The organism is Pseudomonas fitomaticsae, from assembly GCF_021018765.1.
GTDB classification, from domain to species: Bacteria; Pseudomonadota; Gammaproteobacteria; order Pseudomonadales; family Pseudomonadaceae; genus Aquipseudomonas; species Aquipseudomonas fitomaticsae.
In genome coordinates, this window is the sequence record NZ_CP075567.1 from 3,205,420 (window position 1) to 3,225,907 (window position 20,488).

General features: G+C 60.7%; 13 protein-coding genes. 6 read left to right on the forward strand and 7 right to left on the reverse strand.

What is annotated here, in order from left to right:
• Positions 1–33: 33 nt before the first annotated feature.
• Together KJY40_RS14445 and KJY40_RS14450 are read left to right on the forward strand one after the other, a co-directional pair.
• On the forward strand, positions 34–2,115 hold the full coding sequence (locus tag KJY40_RS14445; RefSeq protein WP_230737608.1) for a putative bifunctional diguanylate cyclase/phosphodiesterase: 2,082 nt from the start codon (positions 34–36) through the stop codon (positions 2,113–2,115).
• Positions 2,116–2,200: 85 nt separating this feature from the next.
• Positions 2,201–2,947 carry an SDR family oxidoreductase gene (locus KJY40_RS14450; RefSeq protein WP_011333945.1) on the forward strand — a complete coding sequence of 249 codons (747 nt, stop codon included), beginning with the start codon at positions 2,201–2,203 and terminating at the stop codon, positions 2,945–2,947.
• Positions 2,948–3,044: 97 nt separating this feature from the next.
• Here KJY40_RS14450 and KJY40_RS14455 read toward each other — a convergent pair whose 3' ends face one another.
• From KJY40_RS14455 to KJY40_RS14470, 4 genes are all read right to left on the reverse strand, one after another.
• Positions 3,045–3,746 (reverse strand): hypothetical protein, encoded by a 702-nt coding sequence (locus tag KJY40_RS14455; protein ID WP_230737609.1) that lies wholly within the window; start codon positions 3,744–3,746, stop codon positions 3,045–3,047.
• A gap of 492 nt (positions 3,747–4,238) precedes the next feature.
• A complete protein-coding gene (gene mapR / locus KJY40_RS14460) occupies positions 4,239–5,648 on the reverse strand; it encodes a GntR family transcriptional regulator MpaR (protein WP_230737610.1) in 1,410 nt (469 codons plus the stop codon).
• A gap of 263 nt (positions 5,649–5,911) precedes the next feature.
• On the reverse strand, positions 5,912–7,342 hold the full coding sequence (ccoG, locus tag KJY40_RS14465; protein WP_230737611.1) for a cytochrome c oxidase accessory protein CcoG: 1,431 nt from the start codon (positions 7,340–7,342) through the stop codon (positions 5,912–5,914).
• 195 nt (positions 7,343–7,537) lie between these two features.
• Positions 7,538–7,771, reverse strand: a complete 234-nt coding sequence (locus tag KJY40_RS14470) for a DUF3203 family protein (RefSeq protein WP_230737612.1) — start codon at positions 7,769–7,771, stop codon at positions 7,538–7,540.
• Between the two features lie 121 nt (positions 7,772–7,892).
• Here KJY40_RS14470 and KJY40_RS14475 point away from each other — a divergent pair, with 121 nt between their 5' ends.
• Positions 7,893–8,399, forward strand: coding sequence for an MgtC/SapB family protein (locus KJY40_RS14475; RefSeq protein ID WP_115077809.1), 507 nt, complete (start codon positions 7,893–7,895; stop codon positions 8,397–8,399).
• Here KJY40_RS14475 and KJY40_RS14480 read toward each other — a convergent pair whose 3' ends face one another.
• Entirely contained in the window at positions 8,400–8,558 is a 159-nt protein-coding gene (locus KJY40_RS14480; RefSeq protein WP_230737613.1) for a hypothetical protein, read from the reverse strand.
• Positions 8,559–8,776: 218 nt separating this feature from the next.
• On the opposite strand from KJY40_RS14480, the gene KJY40_RS14485 reads away from it, so the two are divergent.
• Genes KJY40_RS14485 through glgB form a run of 3 tightly spaced genes read left to right on the forward strand, consistent with a single transcriptional unit; the run spans position 8,777 to position 16,406 of the window.
• Positions 8,777–10,774 carry an alpha-1,4-glucan--maltose-1-phosphate maltosyltransferase gene (locus tag KJY40_RS14485; RefSeq protein WP_230737614.1) on the forward strand — a complete coding sequence of 666 codons (1,998 nt, stop codon included), beginning with the start codon at positions 8,777–8,779 and terminating at the stop codon, positions 10,772–10,774.
• Between the two features lie 56 nt (positions 10,775–10,830).
• On the forward strand, positions 10,831–14,172 hold the full coding sequence (gene treS / locus KJY40_RS14490; RefSeq protein WP_230737615.1) for a maltose alpha-D-glucosyltransferase: 3,342 nt from the start codon (positions 10,831–10,833) through the stop codon (positions 14,170–14,172).
• A gap of 2 nt (positions 14,173–14,174) precedes the next feature.
• The gene (glgB, locus tag KJY40_RS14495; protein WP_230737616.1) at positions 14,175–16,406 is read left to right on the forward strand and encodes a 1,4-alpha-glucan branching protein GlgB; all 2,232 of its coding nucleotides are present in this window, start codon (positions 14,175–14,177) and stop codon (positions 16,404–16,406) included.
• A gap of 52 nt (positions 16,407–16,458) precedes the next feature.
• On the opposite strand, the gene KJY40_RS14500 is transcribed toward glgB, so the two are convergent.
• Both KJY40_RS14500 and KJY40_RS14505 read right to left on the reverse strand, forming a co-directional pair.
• Complete coding sequence (locus KJY40_RS14500) at positions 16,459–17,529, reverse strand: autotransporter domain-containing protein (RefSeq protein ID WP_230737617.1); 1,071 nt, start codon at positions 17,527–17,529, stop codon at positions 16,459–16,461.
• Positions 17,530–17,852: 323 nt separating this feature from the next.
• Positions 17,853–20,459 carry an autotransporter family protein gene (locus KJY40_RS14505; protein WP_230737619.1) on the reverse strand — a complete coding sequence of 869 codons (2,607 nt, stop codon included), beginning with the start codon at positions 20,457–20,459 and terminating at the stop codon, positions 17,853–17,855.
• Positions 20,460–20,488: the final 29 nt, after the last annotated feature.

A 20,488-nucleotide genomic window follows, 5' to 3' on the forward strand; every position in this document is an offset into this window, starting at 1 on the left:
AAGCAGTACGGTGGGGTGTTCACGAGAATGCTCATGCTCATCGGTAGCTATTCCTTCACGCTGGTTTTCATTTCGCTGTGTGTGGCGATCCTCGCTTCCTACACCGCGCTCGATCTCACCGGGCGCATTGCCACTGCCAAGGGTCGCGCCGTGCAGTTGTGGACGGCCGGCGGAGCATTTGCCATGGGTATCGGCGTCTGGTCGATGCACTTCATCGGCATGCTGGCGTTCAAGCTGCCGATCAGCCTCGGTTACGACATTTCGATCACGGCGCTCTCATTGCTGATCGCTGTGCTGTCCTGCGGTTTTGCCCTGTGGCTGGTCAGTCAGCCGAAACTGCCGGCCTGGCAGCTGGCCTTTGGCGCATTGATCATGGGCGCCGGTATCAGCGCCATGCATTACACAGGCATGGCCGCGATGCGCATGCAGCCGGGGATCGACTACGATCCGAGGTTGTTCGGCGCCTCTCTGCTGATCGCTGTCGGCGCGTCGGCGGCAGCGTTGTGGATCGCCTTTCGTCTGCGTCAGCAGTCGCCTTACGTGCGGCTGTTCCGTGCCGGGGCGGCGATCGTCATGGGCGTGGCGATTGTCGGCATGCACTACACCGGCATGGCGGCGGCGCGCTTTCCCGACGGCAGTTTCTGCGGCGCGGCACTCAGCGGCCTGAACGGCAACGGCCTCGACAATCTGGTGCTGATCACCACGCTGGCGGTGCTGACCATTGCGCTGCTGACCTCGATTCTCGATGTCCGCCTCGAAGCGCGAACCGCCGATCTGGCCCATTCGTTGACCGTGGCCAACCGCGAACTCACCCAGCTGGCCCTGCATGACACCCTGACCGGCCTGCCGAACCGGATGTTGCTGGATGACCGCATCAATCAAGCGATGAAAGAGGTCAACGAGCAGGGCGGTTGCTTTGCGCTGATGTTCATCGACCTGGACGGCTTCAAACCGGTCAATGACGCTTTCGGTCACCACATGGGGGACCAGTTGCTGCGCGAAGTGGGGATACGTCTGCGTGAAGATTTGCGCAGTATCGACACGCTGGCGCGGATCGGCGGCGATGAATTCGTGCTGTTGGTGCGCCTGACCGAGCCCAACGATGCGCTGGGTCTGGCGGCGCGTCAGGTCGGCCTGATCGCGCAGTCGTTCCGGGTCGCCGAACATGACCTGCAGATTTCCGCCAGCGTCGGCATTGCGCTGTATCCGGGCAACGGCCAGAACGCCCAGGAACTGCTGATGAATGCCGACGCGGCGATGTACCACGCCAAGGGCGGCGGCAAAAACGGCTACAGCTTCTTCGATGTCTCGATGAACAGTAACGCGCGCAAGCAACTGCAATTGCTGCAGGACTTGCGCGCGGCGCTGGAACACGGCGAGTTCAGCCTGCATTACCAACCCAAGTTCCATGCAGCCGACGGTCGTCCGGTCGGTGCCGAAGCCTTGTTGCGCTGGGAACATCCGACCCAAGGCATGCTGATGCCGGACAAGTTTATCGATCTGGCAGAGAAGACCGGGCTGATCATTCCGATTGGCGAGTGGGTGCTCAACGAGGCCTGCCGGCAGATGCGCGAATGGTACGTGCTGGGCTACACCGACTGGCGAATCGCGGTGAACCTGTCGGCGTTGCAGTTCTGCCATGCCGGACTGGTGCGCAGCGTGGCCAAGGCCCTGGCGACCCACCATTTGCCGGCCAACAGCCTGACCCTGGAAATCACCGAAACCACCGCCATGAGCGACGCCGACGCGAGCATGACGGTGTTGCAGGAGCTGTCCGACATGGGCGTCGACCTGTCCATCGACGACTTCGGCACCGGTTATTCGAGCCTGATGTACCTCAAGCGTCTGCCGGCCAACGAGCTGAAGATCGATCGCGGTTTCGTCCGCGATCTGGAGCACGACAGCGATGACGCGGCCATCGTCTCGGCGATTGTCGCCCTTGGTCAGGCGCTGGGCCTGCGCATCGTGGCCGAAGGTGTGGAAACCGATTCGCAGCAAGACTTCCTGACGCAACTGGGCTGCGATTCGCTGCAGGGTTATCTGCTCGGTCACCCGATGCCGGCGGATCGCTTCCTGCAGGACATCGTGCGCGGCAAACCCTTGACGGTGAGCTGAGCCGCTAATCGCAGGTCATGCAAAACCCTGCAATGACGGTTATTCTTGCCCCGACTGTTACGTGTGCATCGGGGGAAAGGCCAGCATGGATAAAGTCATTGTGATCACCGGCGGCGGTCGTGGAATCGGCGCCGCCACCGCGTTGTTGGCTGCCGAGCAAGGCTACCGGATCTGCATCAATTACCAGACGGACGAACAGGCGGCCCACCACGTGCTCGACCAGGTACGTGAACGCGGCGCCACTGCCATCGCCGTCCGTGCCGACGTCAGTATCGAAGACGAAGTGATCGCGTTGTTCAACCGGGTCGACAGCGAACTGGGTCGCGTCACCGCCCTGGTGAACAACGCCGGCACCGTCGGACACAAGTCGCGGGTCGACGAAATGTCCGAATTCCGCATCCTCAAAATCATGAAAACCAACGTCCTGGCGCCGATCCTCTGCGCCAAGCACGCGATCCTGCGCATGTCGCCCAAGCATGGCGGGCAGGGCGGCAGCATCGTCAACGTCTCCTCGGTTGCCGCGCGGCTGGGTTCGCCCAATGAATACGTCGATTACGCAGCGTCCAAAGGCGCGCTGGATACGTTCACCATCGGCCTGTCCAAGGAAGTGGCGGGCGAGGGGATTCGGGTGAATGCGGTGCGTCCGGGTTACATCTACACCGATTTTCATGCGTTGAGCGGCGATCCGGATCGGGTCAGCAAGCTGGAGTCGGCGATTCCGATGGCCCGGGGTGGGCGGCCGGATGAAGTGGCGGAGGCGATTGTGTGGTTGCTGTCGGACAAGGCTTCGTATGCGACCGGGACTTTTGTCGACCTCGGCGGCGGACGTTAAACAGGGTCAGTGATTGAGTAAACAGTATAAAAAGAAGGACCAAGGAAGTTGTGATCTCTGCTTGACTTCCTTGTCCTGTTTTGTTGGTTAGTGGTTTTCATATAACTCGAAGTCTTAGGGGTAATGACGGCCCCAAGATGTTGTCCTCGTTAAGACCGTAGTAGTGAATTACCACATATCCACCTCGCTCTGTGATATTTAGAACGGCTTGACTAATCACGGAAGTACCATTGGTGTTGAAAGTTTCCTCATATAAGAGTTTCCCGTTTTTGCCGTAGCTGACCCAGCGTGCATGAAGGATAGATTTGTTGCTTGGAAATTGCACTGTCAGACCTGGCGGCGGAATGCTGTATGGATCAAAGTTATCAGGGTCGACGCCCGGCGCCAAAGGAGGGGGAGTGGTCTTTGCCCGTGAAGTTACAAAGAAAGGGAGCATGCCAGACTGTCTTACGGGACTATCGACAGGAATGATGTCGTAATACATCTGTCCACTGACAAGCCTGTCTGGATCGGAGTTTGCGACAATCAGGCTGAGTGCCAGATTAAATTCAACTGCTTTATTGGGGTCGTTGATAACAAAGGATTCAGTGTGAGTCGTAACTGCGTTGAAATACAATTTGAATGTGTCGCCTGTTATTGTCTGTGGGTCTGGCTGTATCAGGATTACTGAGCCCGATGAAGGCGTTGATGAAGTAAAAAATAACGGTCCGGATGGGTGGGCGTAGTCGAATATCGCTTGAGGTGGCGGTATGGCAGCGGTTGAGACAGCGTTGTTAGTTTGAGCGATCAAGTTTTTCATGGAAACTCCGTGGGTGATAAATATTGATTTCCACCCGTAGAAATTTTTCTACGTCTTCTCAGTAAAATCCTATGGAAAAGTGTTGTCTACTGTCAGAAGTTACAGGTCAATCAGGTTTTTTCACCCAGCGACTCCATCGCCTTCGCCGAATCCTCGGTGTCTCAACCAAATGCAATTGCGAAAACACTAGGTCGGCGAAAGTAAAGTTGTCCTCCGCGCAATTGCTCGATACAGGCGAGGTTCTGGTTGCTGGTAGCTACTCGGCAACCGACAACGCCGCCTCTGGAGAGAAATCGAACCACTGCCGACGCCTCGAATGCTGCAAACAGCGACGCTGCTGGAGGCTGGGCGCGTCCTGCTGGTCGGGGGGGGCTGACGAACCCTTTCGGTTTACCGTTGAACAGTGCTGATTGCAGCAGGGCAGATCCCGAAACCCGACCCGGGCCATACAAACAGTGTTGAACTGTTCAGTAACTCGCCTTGAGTGGTGGCTCAGAACGACCGCACAATCCGCCCCAACGTCTCCATCGCCTTTTCCGCATCCTCGGTCCACGGGCTGCCGTAGTTCAAACGGATGCAATTGCGAAAGCGCTGGGTCGGCGAAAAAATCGGCCCCGGCGCGATGCTGATGCCCTGCGCCAGCGCCATCTGAAACAACTTCAACGAATCCATCTGCGGTGGCAGTTCCAGCCACAGGAAGTAGCCGCCGGCCGGTTGGCTCACGCGCGTCTGCGCCGGGAAGTAACGGGCGATGGCGGCGAGCATCGCGCTTTGCTGTTCTTCCAGGGCGTAGCGCAGTTTGCGCAGGTGGCGGTCGTAGCCGCCGTGTTGCAGGTAGTCGGCGATAGCCGCTTGCGCGGGCATCGAGGCGCACAGCGAGGTCATCAGCTTCAGTCGTTCGATCTTTTGCGCGTAGCGCCCGGCGGCGACCCAGCCGATGCGGTAGCCGGGGGCCAGGCTTTTGGCGAACGAGCCGCAATGCATCACCAGACCTTCGGTGTCGAAGGCCTTGGCCGGTTTTGGCGCCTGCTGACCGTAATAGAGTTCGGCGTAGACGTCGTCTTCGATCAGCGGCACCTGATGCTGTTTCAGCAATTGCACCAGTTCCTGTTTCTTGGCCTCGGGCATGGTCGCGCCCATCGGGTTCTGGAAACTGGTCATGCACCAGCAGGCCTTGATCGGGTGCCGCTCAAGCGTCTGGGCGAGCACGCCGAGGTCGATGCCGTCGCGCGGGTGCACGGGGATTTCCACGGCTTTGAGCTTCAGGCGTTCGAGCACTTGCAGGCTGGCGTAGAACGCCGGGGCTTCGATGGCCACCAGATCGCCAGGTTCGGTCACCGCTTGCAGGCACAGGTTCAGCGCTTCGAGGGCGCCGTTGGTGATCAGCAGCTCTTCCATCGGCAGCATCAGCCCGCCGACCATGTAGCGCAGCGCGATCTGCCGACGCAGTTGCGGATTGCCCGGCGACATGTCGGTGACCACCATGCGCGGGTCCATTTCCCGCGCGGCGCTGGCCAGTGAACGGGACAGGCGCTGCAGCGGGAACAGCGTCGGGCTGGGGAACGCCGAGCCGAACGGTACGGTGCTCGGGTCTTTGATCGACTCGAGTACCGAGAACACCAGTTCGCTGACGTCGACCTTGGTGGACTCGTTGACCTGACTGCTGATCACCGGCTCCGAGAACGGGCTCGGCGCGTAGGTGTTGACGAAGTAGCCGGAGCGCGGCCGGGCGCGGATCAGGCCGCGACGTTCCAGCAGGTAATACGCCTGGAATACCGTGGACGGGCTGACGCCGTAAGTCTGGCTTGCGTAGCGCACCGACGGCACCCGCTGACCGGGGCCGAGGACGCCGGAGCGGATCAGTTCAGCGATGTCGTCGGCGAATTTTTCGTAGCGTTTCATCGGGGGCCTTGGTACGTGGTGTTTGGTGTTTTTTGTGGTGGGTCAGTGGCATCAGCCCTCACCCTAGCCCTCCCGAAACGTCGGACCGCCCGGAGGGAGAGGGGACTGATTGCGGGATGCTTCAGAGTTACGCCGACCTGATCGTGCTGCAGTGAATCCATAATCGACGCGGTATTTCAGGTCGACGTATAGCGCCAGATACCTCGGTCGGCTCCCTCTCCCTCCGGGAGAGGGTTGGGGGTGAGGGGGGAGATTCTAACGGCTCACCGATTCATCGGCGCAACAAACCGGCTCTTGGCCACGCTATAAACCTCAGGCTCATCACTGTCGGCAATCTTGAAGCTCAAGGTCTGCGAGCTGCTGGCCGCACGTTCCGTGGTCATTGCCACCGACACTGGCACATCGACGATCTCGCCTGCTGCCAGGCTCAGTTCGGTCTTGCCTTGTAACTGGAAGCCATCGCCATCCACCAGGCTCAGGTTGTAGTCCTGGCGCTGCTGGGTCTTGTTGATGACCTTGAGGGTGTAAATGTTTTCGATCTGGCCCTGACCGTTCTCGCGGAACAGGCCTCGGTCCTTGGTTACGTCCAGCGACACCATTGGCCGTTCCACCAACGCCAGGGCGAGGGCGCCGATCATCACCATCAGCACCGCGACGTAGCCGATCAATCTCGGGCGCAGGAGGTGCGTCTTGCCACCCTGCAACTCGCGCTCGGAGGTATAGCGAATCAGGCCACGGGGGTAATTCATCTTGTCCATGATCGAGTCGCAGGCGTCGATGCACGCCGCGCAGCCGATGCATTCCATTTGCAGGCCGTCGCGGATGTCGATGCCGGTCGGGCAGACCTGCACGCACAGCTGGCAGTCGATGCAATCGCCGAGGCCGGCTTCGGCCGGTTTCACTTCGCGTTTGCGCGGGCCACGGTTTTCGCCACGGGCGGCGTCGTAGGAAATCGCCAGGGTGTCCTTGTCGAACATCACGCTCTGGAACCGCGCATACGGGCACATGTGCATGCACACCGCTTCACGCAACCAGCCGGCATTGATGTAGGTGGCGGCGGTGAAGAACAGTACCCAGAACAGACTGACACCGCCGATCTGCAAGGTCAGCAACTCTTCGGCCAATGGCCGGATCGGGGTGAAGTAGCCGACGAAAGTCAGGCCGGTCAGCACACTGATCGCCAGCCACAGCGTGTGCTTGGCCGCGCGCCGCGCCAGTTTGTTCAGGCTCCAGGGCGCCGCTTGCAGCTTGATCCGCTGGTTGCGTTCGCCTTCGGTGATCTTCTCGCACCACATGAAGATCCACGTCCACGAACTCTGCGGGCAGGTGTAGCCACACCAGACCCGGCCGGCGAACACGGTAATGGCGAACAGGCCGAACGCGGCAATGATCAGCAGCGCCGACAGCAGAATGAAATCCTGTGGCCAGAAGGTCGCGCCAAAGATGTGGAACTTGCTTTCGGAAAGGTCCCAGAGCACTGCCTGACGACCGCCCCAGTTCAGCCACACCGTGCCGAAAAACAAAAGGAACAGAAATCCCGCGCCGCTTATGCGCAAGGTACGAAACAGGCCGGTGAAGCTGCGGGTGAAGATCTGGTTGTCGCTGGTGGCGTGTTTCGCCTTCATTGGGCGCGCCGGTACTTTTTTTATCTGGGGAGATGCTTCTACGGTTCGGACGGGGATTCGTTCGCTCATGGTCGTTCGCTCATCAGCCTCCATCAGGCCAGTGAACTATGAGCGCCGATCTGTTTGCATAACAGACTCAGGTATTTCAATAAAAAGCGTATCAGATGGGTTTTGAAGCCACGCCTGCGACAACTTGAAGCAGCCCGCAGGCCAAGGCGCAGATGCCTATCCCAGACGTCTGCGCCGGTTCTTGACCGGGGTCAGTCAAATCACCGAATCACTGGTTTCGGCCTTCAGGTGTTTGCGCCCGTCAGTGGCGCCGGCCACCGTCAATGCATCGGCTTCGGCCTCGGTGATGTAGATCCGGCGGCCTTCGATCTCCACCGCCGACATGGCCTTTTCACTGTCGGTGATGATAGTCAGGTCGCCGCAAAGGCGAATGTCCTCGCCGTTTTCGGTGGCGAAGAAACAGGTCTGGTTTTCGATGCGCACGGTCATGGGGCTGTCCTTTTTCCGAGGGGCTTGAAAGGTTAGGGCCCGCACTCCGCTGATCGTTCTACGCAACCGATTAATGGTCGCCGCTGTCCACCTTCTATAGCCCCTTCACAAGGACTGCACGATGAACGCCTGGTGGCATGAAGTGTGGGAAACCCTGCAAGCGGAATTCGCCGACATCGGCGATGCATCGCAGCTGACGCGGATCACTGTGCGCCTGCTGATGGCGGCAATATTGGGCGGGATTCTCGGGTTCGAGCGCGAACACAAGGGCAAGGCCGCCGGGGTGCGAACGCACATGCTGGTGGCCCTCGGCGCGGCGTTGTTTGTGCTGGTGCCGCAGTTGTCGGGTTCCCAGGCCGATGCCATGAGCCGGGTGGTGCAGGGGGTGATTGCCGGGATCGGTTTTCTCGGCGCCGGCACCATCCTCAAGAATCACGAAGGCGACGAAGGCCACGTCAAGGGCCTGACCACCGCCGCCGGTTTATGGATGACCGCCGCCATCGGCGTCGCGGCCGGTCTGGGTCGTGAGGCGACGGCGGTGCTCAGTACATTGCTGGCGCTGGGGGTTTTCAGTGTGATGCCGCATATCGTAAGGATCTTCGAGAAAGATCACGACCAACCCCACTGATCACACAATCACCGGCGGTATGGTCGTCGGTGGTTCTTCCTTGGGCGGTGGCGTGGTGCCAGGCGGTTCCTGTTCGGGGATCGGTTGCGGCTCGGTCTCGGGCAGGACCGGTTTGTCGATGTTCGGATCAGGTGTTTCGGCCGGAATCGGAATAGTCATCGGGTGAACCTCCGTGTGGCACTTGGCGTGGGAAGTGCTTAAGTGGATTGACCACTTCACTGCGAAATCGATCCGATTTTGTGGCGGGGCAAATCCCTGTGAACTTTTCCCGGCGACGGTCGCTCGGAACCTGAGAGAGTTCATCGCCGGGTGCAGGCCCGGCCGTGACCGCCAAACAGGCAAACGAGCGTCCTTGGGGCGTTAAGGAGAGATGCTCAATGACTGCTGAAAAACCCTCCGAACTGAGCTACAACCCGCACATGCCACTGTCGCAGGCCTTGCTGCTGCCGCGCATCGTCATTGAAAACACCGCGCCGACCCTCGACGGCGGACAGTTTGCGGTCAAGGCAATTGCCGGCCGCGAGATCGTGGTCACCAGCAAGGTGTTCGCCGACGGTCACGACAAACTGGCGGTGCGCATTCGCTGGCGCGAAGAGGGCGATGAGTCCTGGCAGACCGAAGTCATGAGCGATCAGGGCAACAACGGCTGGCGCGGTGTGTTTCAGCCGCAGCGCATGGGCCGTTATCTGTTCCTGATCGAAGCGTGGATCGACCAGTTCGCCAGTTTTCAGTACGAACTGGAGAAGAAACACACCGCCGCCGTACCGGTCAGCCTCGAGCTGCAAGAGGGGCGCACCCTGGTGCAACAGGCCGCCGAGCGCAGCGAAGGTCAGCTCAGCGAACAGCTGGCCGGCTTGCATCACGAATTGTCCGGCCTGCTCGAAACCGAGCAGGTCGCATTGTTTCTGCACTCGCGCAGTGCGCAACTGATGGCCGAGGCCGATCATCGCGCCTACCTGAGCCTCAGCCCGGAATTCCCGGTGGACGTTGAACGCGAACTGGCGGAATTCGCCAGTTGGTATGAACTGTTTCCCCGCTCGATCACCGACGATCCCGCCCGCCACGGCACCTTCAATGACGTGCACTCGCGTCTGCCGATGATTCAGGACATGGGTTTTGACGTGTTGTACTTCACGCCGATCCACCCGATTGGCCGCAGCCATCGCAAGGGCCGCAACAATTCCCTGACCGCTGGCCCGGATGATCCCGGCAGCCCGTATGCGATCGGCAGCGAGGAGGGCGGCCACGAAGCGATTCACTCGCAGCTCGGCACCCGCGAGGACTTCCGTCGGCTGGTGGCTGCCGCTGCTGACCACGGTCTGGAAATCGCCCTCGACTTCGCCATCCAGTGTTCCCAGGATCACCCGTGGCTCAAGCAGCATCCGGGCTGGTTCAACTGGCGGCCGGACGGCACGATCAAATACGCGGAGAACCCACCGAAGAAATACCAGGACATCGTCAACGTCGACTTCTATGCGCCGGAAGCGATTCCGAGCCTGTGGGTCGAGCTGCGTGACATCGTGGTCGGCTGGGTGCAGGAGGGCGTGAAAATCTTTCGCGTCGACAACCCGCACACCAAGCCGCTGCCGTTCTGGCAATGGCTGATCGCCGATGTGCGCACGCTGTACCCGGAAGTGATCTTTCTCGCCGAGGCCTTCACTACGCCTGCGATGATGGCGCGGCTGGGCAAGGTCGGTTACACCCAGAGCTACACCTATTTCACCTGGCGCAACACCAAGGCCGAACTGGCGACCTACTTCAGCGAACTCAATGAATCGCCTTGGCGTGAGTGCTATCGGCCGAATTTCTTCGTCAACACCCCGGACATCAACCCGGCGTTCCTGCATGAGTCGGGACGTCCCGGATTTCTCATCCGCGCGGCGCTGGCGACCATGGGCTCGGGCCTGTGGGGCATGTATTCGGGGTTTGAACTGTGTGAATCGGCGCCGGTGCCGGGCAAGGAGGAATACCTCGATTCCGAGAAGTACGAGATCCGCGTCCGCGACTTCAACCAGCCCGGCAACATCATTGCCGAGATCGCCCAGCTCAACCGCATCCGCCGCCAGAACCCGGCGCTGCACAGCCATCTCGGCCTGAAGATCTACAACGCCTGGAACGACAACATTCTGTATTTCGGCAAGCGCAGCGCGGACGGCAGCAACTTCGTTCTGGTGGCCGTGAGCCTTGATCCGCATAACGTTCAGGAAGCGAATTTCGAGCTGCCGCTGTGGGAAATGGGCCTGCCGGACGATGCCACCACCCACGGCGAAGACCTGATGAACGGCCATCGCTGGGACTGGCACGGCAAGTACCAGTTCATGCGGATCGACCCGGCTTACCAGCCGTTCGGAATCTGGCGGATCAGCGCCGCTTGAGCTTTTGAAATCAGCCCCTGTGGCGAGGGCATCAGCGAATTGAACAGGAGTTTCACATGGCGAAGAAACCCAAGTCAGCCACCTTCATCAAGGATCCGCTCTGGTACAAGGACGCGGTTATCTATCAAGTTCACGTCAAATCCTTTTTCGACTCCAACAACGACGGGATCGGCGACTTTCCCGGGCTGATCGCCAAACTCGATTACATCGCCGAACTCGGCGTCAACACCATCTGGCTGTTGCCGTTCTACCCCTCGCCACGCCGCGACGACGGTTACGACATCGCCGAATACCGTGGCGTACACAGCGATTACGGGACGATGGCCGATGCCAAGCGGTTCATTGCCGAGGCGCACAAGCGTGGGCTGCGGGTGATTACCGAGCTGGTCATCAACCACACCTCCGATCAGCACCCGTGGTTCCAGCGTGCGCGCAAGGCCAAGCCCGGTTCGGCGGCGCGGGACTTCTATGTGTGGTCGGATGACGACCAGAAATACGACGGCACCCGGATCATTTTCCTCGACACCGAGAAGTCCAACTGGACCTGGGACCCGGTGGCCGGCCAGTACTTCTGGCACCGCTTCTATTCGCACCAGCCGGACCTCAATTTTGACAACCCCCAAGTCATGAAAGCCGTGCTGTCGGTGATGCGTTACTGGCTGGACATGGGCATCGATGGCCTGCGCCTGGACGCGATTCCGTACCTGATCGAGCGCGACGGCACCAACAACGAAAACCTTCCGGAAACCCACGACGTCCTCAAACAGATCCGCGCCGAGATCGACGCTAATTACCCGGATCGCATGCTGCTGGCCGAAGCCAACCAATGGCCGGAAGACACCCAGCTGTACTTCGGCGACACCGACGCCGAGGGCGTGAATGGCGACGAGTGCCATATGGCATTCCACTTCCCGCTGATGCCGCGCATGTACATGGCGCTGGCCCAGGAAGATCGCTTTCCGATCACCGATATCCTGCGCCAGACCCCGGAGATCCCGGCCAATTGCCAATGGGCGATCTTCCTGCGCAACCACGATGAATTGACGCTGGAGATGGTCACCGACAAGGAACGCGACTACCTGTGGAACTACTACGCCGCCGACCGCCGCGCGCGGATCAACCTCGGGATTCGCCGGCGTCTGGCACCGTTGATGGAACGCGACCGCCGCCGCATCGAACTGCTCAACAGCCTGCTGCTTTCGATGCCCGGCACACCGACCCTGTATTACGGCGATGAGATAGGCATGGGCGACAACATCTATCTGGGTGACCGCGACGGCGTGCGCACCCCGATGCAGTGGTCGATCGACCGCAACGGCGGCTTCTCTCGCGCCGATCCGGCCAGTCTGGTGCTGCCGCCGATCATGGACCCGCAATACGGCTTTCAGTCGGTCAACGTCGAAACCCAGGCCGGCGACCCGCATTCGCTGCTGAACTGGACCCGGCGTCTGCTGACCGTGCGCAAGCAGTCCAAGGCGTTCGGTCGCGGCACCTTGAAGATGTTGTCGCCGGCCAACCGCCGCGTCCTGGCTTACACCCGCGAATACACCGGGCCGGACGGCAAGCACGAAATCATCCTGTGCGTGGCCAACGTGTCGCGCAGTGCCCAGGCTGTGGAACTGGATTTGTCGGCCTACGTCGGCATGGTGCCGGTGGAGATGCTCGGCGGTAACGCGTTCCCGCCCATCGGCCAGCTGAGTTTCCTGCTGACTCTGCCGCCCTACGGTTTCTACTGGTTCGGCCTGGCGGCGGAAAACCAGATGCCGAGCTGGCACGTCGAGCCGGCGCAGAGCCTGCCGGACTTCACCACGCTGGTGCTGAAAAAACGCATGGAAGAACTGCTCGAAGCGCCGTCCCGGGCCACCCTCGAACAGGCGATCCTGCCGAACTGGCTGCAAAATCGCCGCTGGTTCGCCGGCAAGGACGCTGCCATCGACCAGGTCAAACTGGCCTACGGCGTGCGCTTCGGCGATGCCCAGCATCCGGTATTGCTCAGCGAAATCGAAGTGCAGAGCGGCGGGCAGACCAGCCGTTATCAATTGCCGTTCGGCTTCATTGCCGAAGATCAGGTCGGGCCGGCATTGCCGCAGCAACTGGCTTTGGCGCGAGTGCGTCGGGTGCGTCAGGTCGGGTTGATTACCGATGCGTTCAGTCTTGAAGCGTTTATTCGTGCGGTGTTGCAAGGCATGCAGGGCGGGACGGTGCTGGAATCCAGTGAGGGCGAGATCCGTTTCGAAGCCACATCGCAACTGGAAAAACTCGGCCTCGGTGCGGAGTCCGAAGTGCGTTATCTGTCCGCCGAGCAATCCAACAGTTCGGTGGTGATCGGCAACAGTCTGGTGCTCAAGCTGATCCGCAAAGTCGCTTCCGGCGTACACCCGGAACTGGAGATGAGCGCGTACCTGACCGCTGCCGGATTCGCCAATATTTCACCGCTGCTCGGTTCGGTGATTCGCCGCGACGGGAAGGGCGAGGACAACCTGCTGATGATTGCGCAGGGCTATCTGAGCAATCAGGGCGACGCCTGGGAGTGGACGCAGAACAACCTGGAACGGGCGTTGCGCGATGAACTGGCCGACGCCGTGTCCGAACAGGCGCAACACTACAACGCTCTGGGTGAGCTGAAGGATTTTGCCGGCATGCTCGGCCAGCGTCTGGGGGAAATGCATCAGGTGCTGGCAGCGCCCAGCGACAACAAGGACTTCGCACCGCAGGTCAGTTCGGCCAAGGATGCGCAGGAGACCGGCAAGGATGTCGCGGCGCAGGTCGAGCATGCGCTTAAGCTGCTCAAGCAGCATCAGGGCGAACTCGACGGGGCGGATCAGAAGCTTGTTGCAAGCTTGCTCGACCACAAGAAAACCATCCTGGCCCACGTGCAGGAACTGGCGAAGCAATCCGCCGGCGGCTTGCGCATTCGTGTGCACGGCGATCTGCATTTGGGGCAAGTGCTGGTGATCAAGGGCGATGCCTATCTGATCGACTTCGAGGGCGAACCGGCGCGGCCACTGGCCGAACGCCGAGGCAAGCACAGTCCGTACAAGGACGTCAGCGGGGTGCTGCGCTCCTTCGACTATGCCGCGGCCATGGCCCTGAATGTGCACAACGTCGACAACAGCCCCGAGGCCGAAGCCGCGCGTCGGCGGGTCACGGAGCGTTACCTGCGTGAAGCCCGGGAAGCATTTCTCCAGGCATATCGCCAAGCGGCAGCTAGTCTTGATCATGCCTGGCAAGATCCTGAAGGTGCCGACGCCGCACTGGCGTTGTTCGGTCTGGAGAAAGCGGCCTACGAAGTGGCCTATGAAGCCGAAAATCGCCCCACCTGGCTGCCCGTGCCGCTGCACGGTCTGTACGGGTTATTGACGGGGCTCAAACCCTTTTCCGATCTTGGTGGAGAGTAGTCATGAGTTTCTCGAACAAGGAACAGGGTCACGTTAACGAACGATTGCTGCCCAGAGCCAAGGACATCGATGCCCTGGTGCGCGCGGAACACCACGACCCGTTTTCCATTCTCGGCCCCCACGGCGATGGCGCCGGCGGGCAGTTCATCCGGGCGTATCTGCCTGGCGCGTTGAGCGTCTCGGTGCTGGACCGGCACAGCGGCGAAGAGCGCGGCCCGCTGGAAGCCACCGAAACGCCGGGGCTGTTCGTCGGCCATTTCGAGGAGGCGCGGCCGTACCTGTTGCGTACCCGTTGGGCGGGTGGCGAACAGGTCGCGGAAGATCCCTACAGCTTTGGTCAGTTGCTCGGTGAAATGGACTTGTATCTGTTCGCCGAAGGCAATCACCGCGACCTCAGTAGCTGCCTTGGCGCGCAGTTGAAAACCGTCGATGGTGTCGACGGTGTGCGCTTTGCCGTGTGGGCACCGAACGCCCGACGGGTGTCGGTGGTCGGCGATTTCAACGTCTGGGACGGCCGGCGGCATCCGATGCGCTTGCGGCATCCGTCTGGCGTTTGGGAATTGTTCATTCCGCGCTTGCAGGCGGGGGATCTGTACAAATACGAAATCCTCGGCGCCCACGGCATCCTGCCACTGAAGGCCGACCCGATGGCGCTGGCCACCAGCCTGCCGCCGGACACCGCGTCGAAAGTCGCCTCGCCGTTGCAGATCGACTGGCAGGATCAGGACTGGATGAGCGGCCGACGCGAGCGTCAGCAACACAATGCGCCGTTGTCGATCTATGAATTGCACGCTGGTTCCTGGCAATGCGAACTCGACGACCTCGGCGAAGTGGCGCGTCAGTACACCTGGCCGGAGCTGGCCGAACGTTTGATTCCGTATGTGAGGGAGCTGGGTTTCACCCACATCGAACTGATGCCGATCATGGAGCACCCGTTCGGCGGTTCCTGGGGTTATCAGTTGCTGTCGCAGTTCGCCCCGAGTGCCCGTTACGGCACGCCGGACGAGTTCGCGGCGTTCATCAACGCCTGCCATCAGGCCGATATCGGTGTGATTCTTGACTGGGTGCCAGCGCATTTCCCGACCGATACCCACGGTCTGGCGCAGTTTGATGGCACTGCCTTGTATGAGTACGGCAATCCGCTGGAAGGCTTCCATCAGGATTGGGACACGCTGATCTACAACCTCGGCCGCACCGAAGTGCACGGTTACATGCTCGCCTCGGCGTTGCACTGGTTGAAACATTTCCACGTCGACGGGCTGCGGGTCGATGCGGTGGCGTCGATGCTCTATCGCGACTATTCGCGCAAGGCCGGCGAGTGGGTGCCCAATCGTCATGGCGGTCGCGAGAACCTGGAAGCCATCGACTTCCTGCGGCACTTGAACGATGTGGTGGCGCTGGAAGCACCGGGGGCGCTGGTGATCGCCGAGGAATCCACGGCGTGGCCGGGCGTCAGTCAGAGCACCCAACAGGGCGGTCTCGGTTTCGCCTACAAATGGAACATGGGCTGGATGCACGATTCGCTGCATTACATTCAGCAGGATCCGGTGTACCGCGCCCATCACCACAACGAGTTGAGTTTCGGCCTGGTCTACGCCTGGTCCGAGCGTTTCATCCTGCCGATCTCCCACGACGAGGTGGTGCACGGCAAGCATTCGCTGATCGACAAGATGCCCGGCGACCGCTGGCAGAAATTCGCCAACCTGCGGGCCTATCTGAGTTTCATGTGGACCCATCCGGGCAAGAAGCTGCTGTTCATGGGCTGCGAGTTCGGCCAGTGGCGCGAGTGGAATCACGATCAGCAGCTGGACTGGTATCTGCTGCAGTATTCCGAGCACAAAGGCGTGCAGAAACTGGTCGGCGACCTCAACCGGCTCTACCGCGAAGAGCCGGCGCTGCACGAGCAGGACGATGCGCCGCAAGGGTTTCAGTGGTTGATCGGTGACGATGCGATCAACAGCGTTTACGCGTGGCTGCGATGGAGCAAGGACGGAACGCCTGTGCTGGTGGTGGCCAACTTCACCCCGGTGCCGCGCCAGTCGTATCGGGTGGGCGTACCGTTTGCCGGGCGCTGGAAGGAGTTGCTCAACAGTGACGCCGACACGTATGCCGGTTCCAATTACGGCAACGGTGGCGGGGCGTTCACCGAAGAGGTGGCCAGCCATGGTCAGGCGTTGTCGCTGGAGCTGAATCTGCCGCCGTTGGCGGTGTTGATCCTTAAACCTGAAGCCTGACGTGTAGATCGTTCCCACGCTGCGCGTGGGAACGATCATCTGAGGCTCGTCTCTACCACCGCATCCGGACCCCCAGGCTGCCAATCAACCCGTTCAGGTCATTGTCGTCCACGTCGCTGCTGTAATCGGCGCTGACGTACAGGCTCACCGTCGGCGTCATTCTGGCCACCAGCCCCAGGCCGACTTCCACCGTCGAGGACTTGCGGCTGCTGCTGATCTTGTCCACCTGGTCCAGCGTCACCGTGTTGCCGGTGTACACCGTGTGCCACAAGTTCGTACGCACGTAGGGCTCGACCGGCAGACCGTTCAGATCGTAGCTCCCTTTCAAGCGTGCACCGACCCGGCCGCTCCACGATGAAATGTCACTGGAAGAAGCATTGCCGGAGCCCGCATAGGGCGTGTCCAGGGTGATGCGCTGGTTGATCAATTGCGCCTGCGGTTCAACCACCCAGTTTTCCCCCAGACCGATCGGGAATCCGCCTTCCACCGACAGCGTCATCGCGCGGCCTTCGGTGGCCAGGCGTGCGCCTTGCTCGTTACGGCTGAAACCGCTGACCCGGCCGCCACTGGCCGACAGATCGACATGCCAGCCCTGCGGGCCGATCAAACTGTAGTAAGCGCCCAGGCTCTGGCCTTGCAGGTTGAGGGTGTCGGTGGTCGGGTCGGCGAGGGCGCGGCTGGTGATCAGGCCGTTGCCATTGCCCTTGATCTGATTGACCCCGCCGATCAGGCCGACCTGCTGGGTGTGGCCGCTGCTGCTTTTCAGGGTCAGCACGGCGGGGCCCTTGAAGTCGCCGGTACCGGGCGTGGCGAAGCCTGGGCTGAGGACGTCGGTTTGCGCCTGACGGGACGTCGGCCCGTAAAGCTGCTCCCAGGCCGAGGGGGCGAGGTCTTCGGTGATCAGGTTTGTACCGCGCAGATCCGGTTGCGGGCTCAGCCGTTGCGGACCCGGAGTCACGACCGTGGCGGGGAGGGTCATGACGGGAATGTCCTGGCGATACCAGGGCGTCGCCTCGTCCGCCACAGGACCCGCCTGCGCCTCCATGGACGAGCACAGCAGGATCGAACTTGAAACAGTGCAGAAGGTGATTTTGATCTCTTGTGGGGTGAGTGAAGTTTTCATGGAGGTCTACCTTGCTAGCGCACGCGGTATCTCGCCTTGGCGTCTCTCCTACCCCGAACGAGGGGCGACCGAATGGAGCGAGGCAAACCCGCAGCCACCCGTTTTCACGAGTGTCCGAAAGCTCGCCCCGAGTAGTGTTTCCGGGGGTAGTAAGGTAGAGCTAAGAAGACCGGAGACCCTGCGTCAAGAAATTGGACGATGAGCGGTATGGCTAAATTAGTGGCCGCAAGCGTATGTTTTTCTGCACATATCTAAGTTGTTGTTTGCAGGGGAAAACACGCCTTGAGCCGCGAAACAGAGCGCTTGCTTAGCCTGCTATCGGCTTACCAACTGATGCGGATACCCAGATTTGCGGCCAGGCCACGCAGGTCGTTACTGTCAATATTGCTGCTGTAGTCGGTGCTGGCGTAGATACTCACGGCGCGGTCGAGGGTCAGTACGACACCGAGACCGATATCCGCCGTCGACGATTTCTGTTCGCTGTCGATGGTCGTGGTGCCGTCGAACGTCACCGAATCGGTGCCGGAAAACGTGCGCCACAGATTGGCCCGAAGGTACGGCTCCAACGGTAGTCCGTTGAGCTGATAACGCCCATTAAGCCGCGCACCGAGGCGACCGGTCCAGGCACTGTCGGAATCGAACGATACCCGGGAGATGCCGTCATCCTGGCTGTCGAGCGAGATTTTCTGGTGGATCACCTGCGCTTGCGGCTCGATCACCCAGGTATCGTTCAGGGCGAACGGGTAACCGGTTTCTGCGGAAAGCGTCAGGGCATGGCCACGGTTGTCCAGTTTCAGCCCACGGTCGGAACGGCTGTCGCCGTCGAAACGTGTGCCCATCACCACGGTGTCGATGTAACCGCCGTGGGGATCGGTCAGCGTCCAGTACAGGCCATAACTGTCGCCTTCCAGTTTGATCCTGCCCGCGCTGTTGTGTTCGAAGCCTTGGTTGAAACCGTCCACATCGCCGCGAATCCGGCTATGGCCGACGAGCAGGCCGAGGCGTCGGGTTTGACCACCCGAGGTCTCTGAGCTGTAAAGATCGTTGCCGACCTGAAACCCTTTGAGTGAACCGTCCAGCCGTGGCGTGACCGTGCCGGCCCAGGTCTGGTCGAGGTTCTTGCCGTAGACCCGGCCCCAACCGGCGCCGAACGTTCCGGTTTCCCTGAGCAGACGTTGTTCGCCCTGACGGTCGTGGAAAGTACCGAGAGCACTGAGAGTCAATTGGGCCGCTGCCGGTGGCAGGACCGACCAGGTGGGCACCTCCGGGCGATAGAGTGAGATCGGCGGCGCACCGGCCACTGCGACGGGAAGTGTCGGCTGCACGGCCAGTGACAGATCAGGATTGGAGGAGATCGGTTGTCCGGGTGTCAAGGGAATGATGGCGGCTGCCACCGGCACAGGTACTACCGGCACCAGAAGCGGAGGCAGCGTCGGATCGGGATTGGGCACGCTTGCCACTTGAGGTGCGACGACTGCCGAGCGCAAGTACCAGCTGTTTTCGGTGCCGGCAGTGACACCGCCCTTGAACAGGTAGTAATCAAAGGCACCGGCCGAGACAGGACCGTTGAGGACGAAGGCCGAATTGTTGCTCAAGGCAGCGCCTTGGGCTTGCACCAGTTGAACGCCGTTTTCCAGCGTCAACTGACCCAGTCCACCGAGGTTACTTACCGTGATGACGGTCGCGCCGCTCAAGCTGCCGTTGTTGACCACCAGTTTGTCACTGGGTGCGCCGTCGCCATCCAGTACGCTTTGCAGCAACAACTGTCCGCCGTTGCCGGCGTAGTTGCCGTTGATCGTCAGTGTGTCGTCGGTGCGGCTGTTGTTGCGGGTCAGGTCGATGATGCCGGCGTTGTTGAATGTCACCGATTGCCCGGCCACGGCTGGCGACACCGCGCCCTGGGTGGAAAACACGCTACTGCTGGCGTCCACGTTCAGCGCGCCGGTGCCGCTGACGGTGTCGCCGAGCAGCAAGGCGCCCGAGCCCAGGTCCAGTTGCGAGGCATTGTTCAGATTCAGCGTTTCCCAATTGCTGAAACGCGCCGGCAACGCAGTGCGAGTATTGTCGAACGTCAGCACATCGTTGCCTGCACCGCCATCAACATTCGGCGTCAGTGCCAGCACGCTGTCATCAAGGTTGCGCAGTGTGGCGTTGTCATTGCCGCCACCCATCAGGATCGCCGAACGGACAATGCCGCCGCCATCCCACAGCAATCGGTCGTCGCCGGTACTGGCGCGAATTTCTCCGACAATTTCACCGCCCTTGATCGTGACCGTGTCGTTGCCTCCACTGATACTCAGGTTGCCGCCGATGAACCCGCCAAAGATTCGAATCGTGTCATCGTCGAAACCTGTCACCAGGTTAGTGATGATCCTTCCCCCGGACATCTCGAAGACGTTTTCATCGAGCTTCATGTCGACACGTCCGATCGTGCCCCCGCTCATTTGCGCAAAATCGCCATCTTCAAAGGCCAAGGTGATGGTGCCACCGGTCATCTGGAAACGGTCGAATCCATCGCCCTGTGCCAGTGAGCCAATAGTGCCTGCGTGCATGATGAAAGTGTCGACGCCGTTGTGCTGATGGACCTCACCAGTGATGACGCCGCTGTCGATCTGCAACACATTGGCACCGTTGCCCATATCGAGATTGCCGGTGATTGTCCCGGACTGCATGAGCACGCGATCAGCTCCGGTGCCGAGCGTGACATTGCCGGGAATATTGCCGGTGCCACCGGCGGGAAAACTCAAGCTGTTGTCGCCCGACAGATCGGTCAGGGGAGCGCTGCCAGGGCTGTCGCAGGTGTATTGATCGTCACCCGGTGTCGGGTTGAAGGCGCACAGGGCAAGCGCCGATTCCGGTGAGCTCAGTAATAGCCAGATCGTAAAGGCCGACAGGTGATGGCGGGTGGGGAAGGCATTGGAAACGTTCATGAGGTCTCCACACATTGGCGCTGGCACTC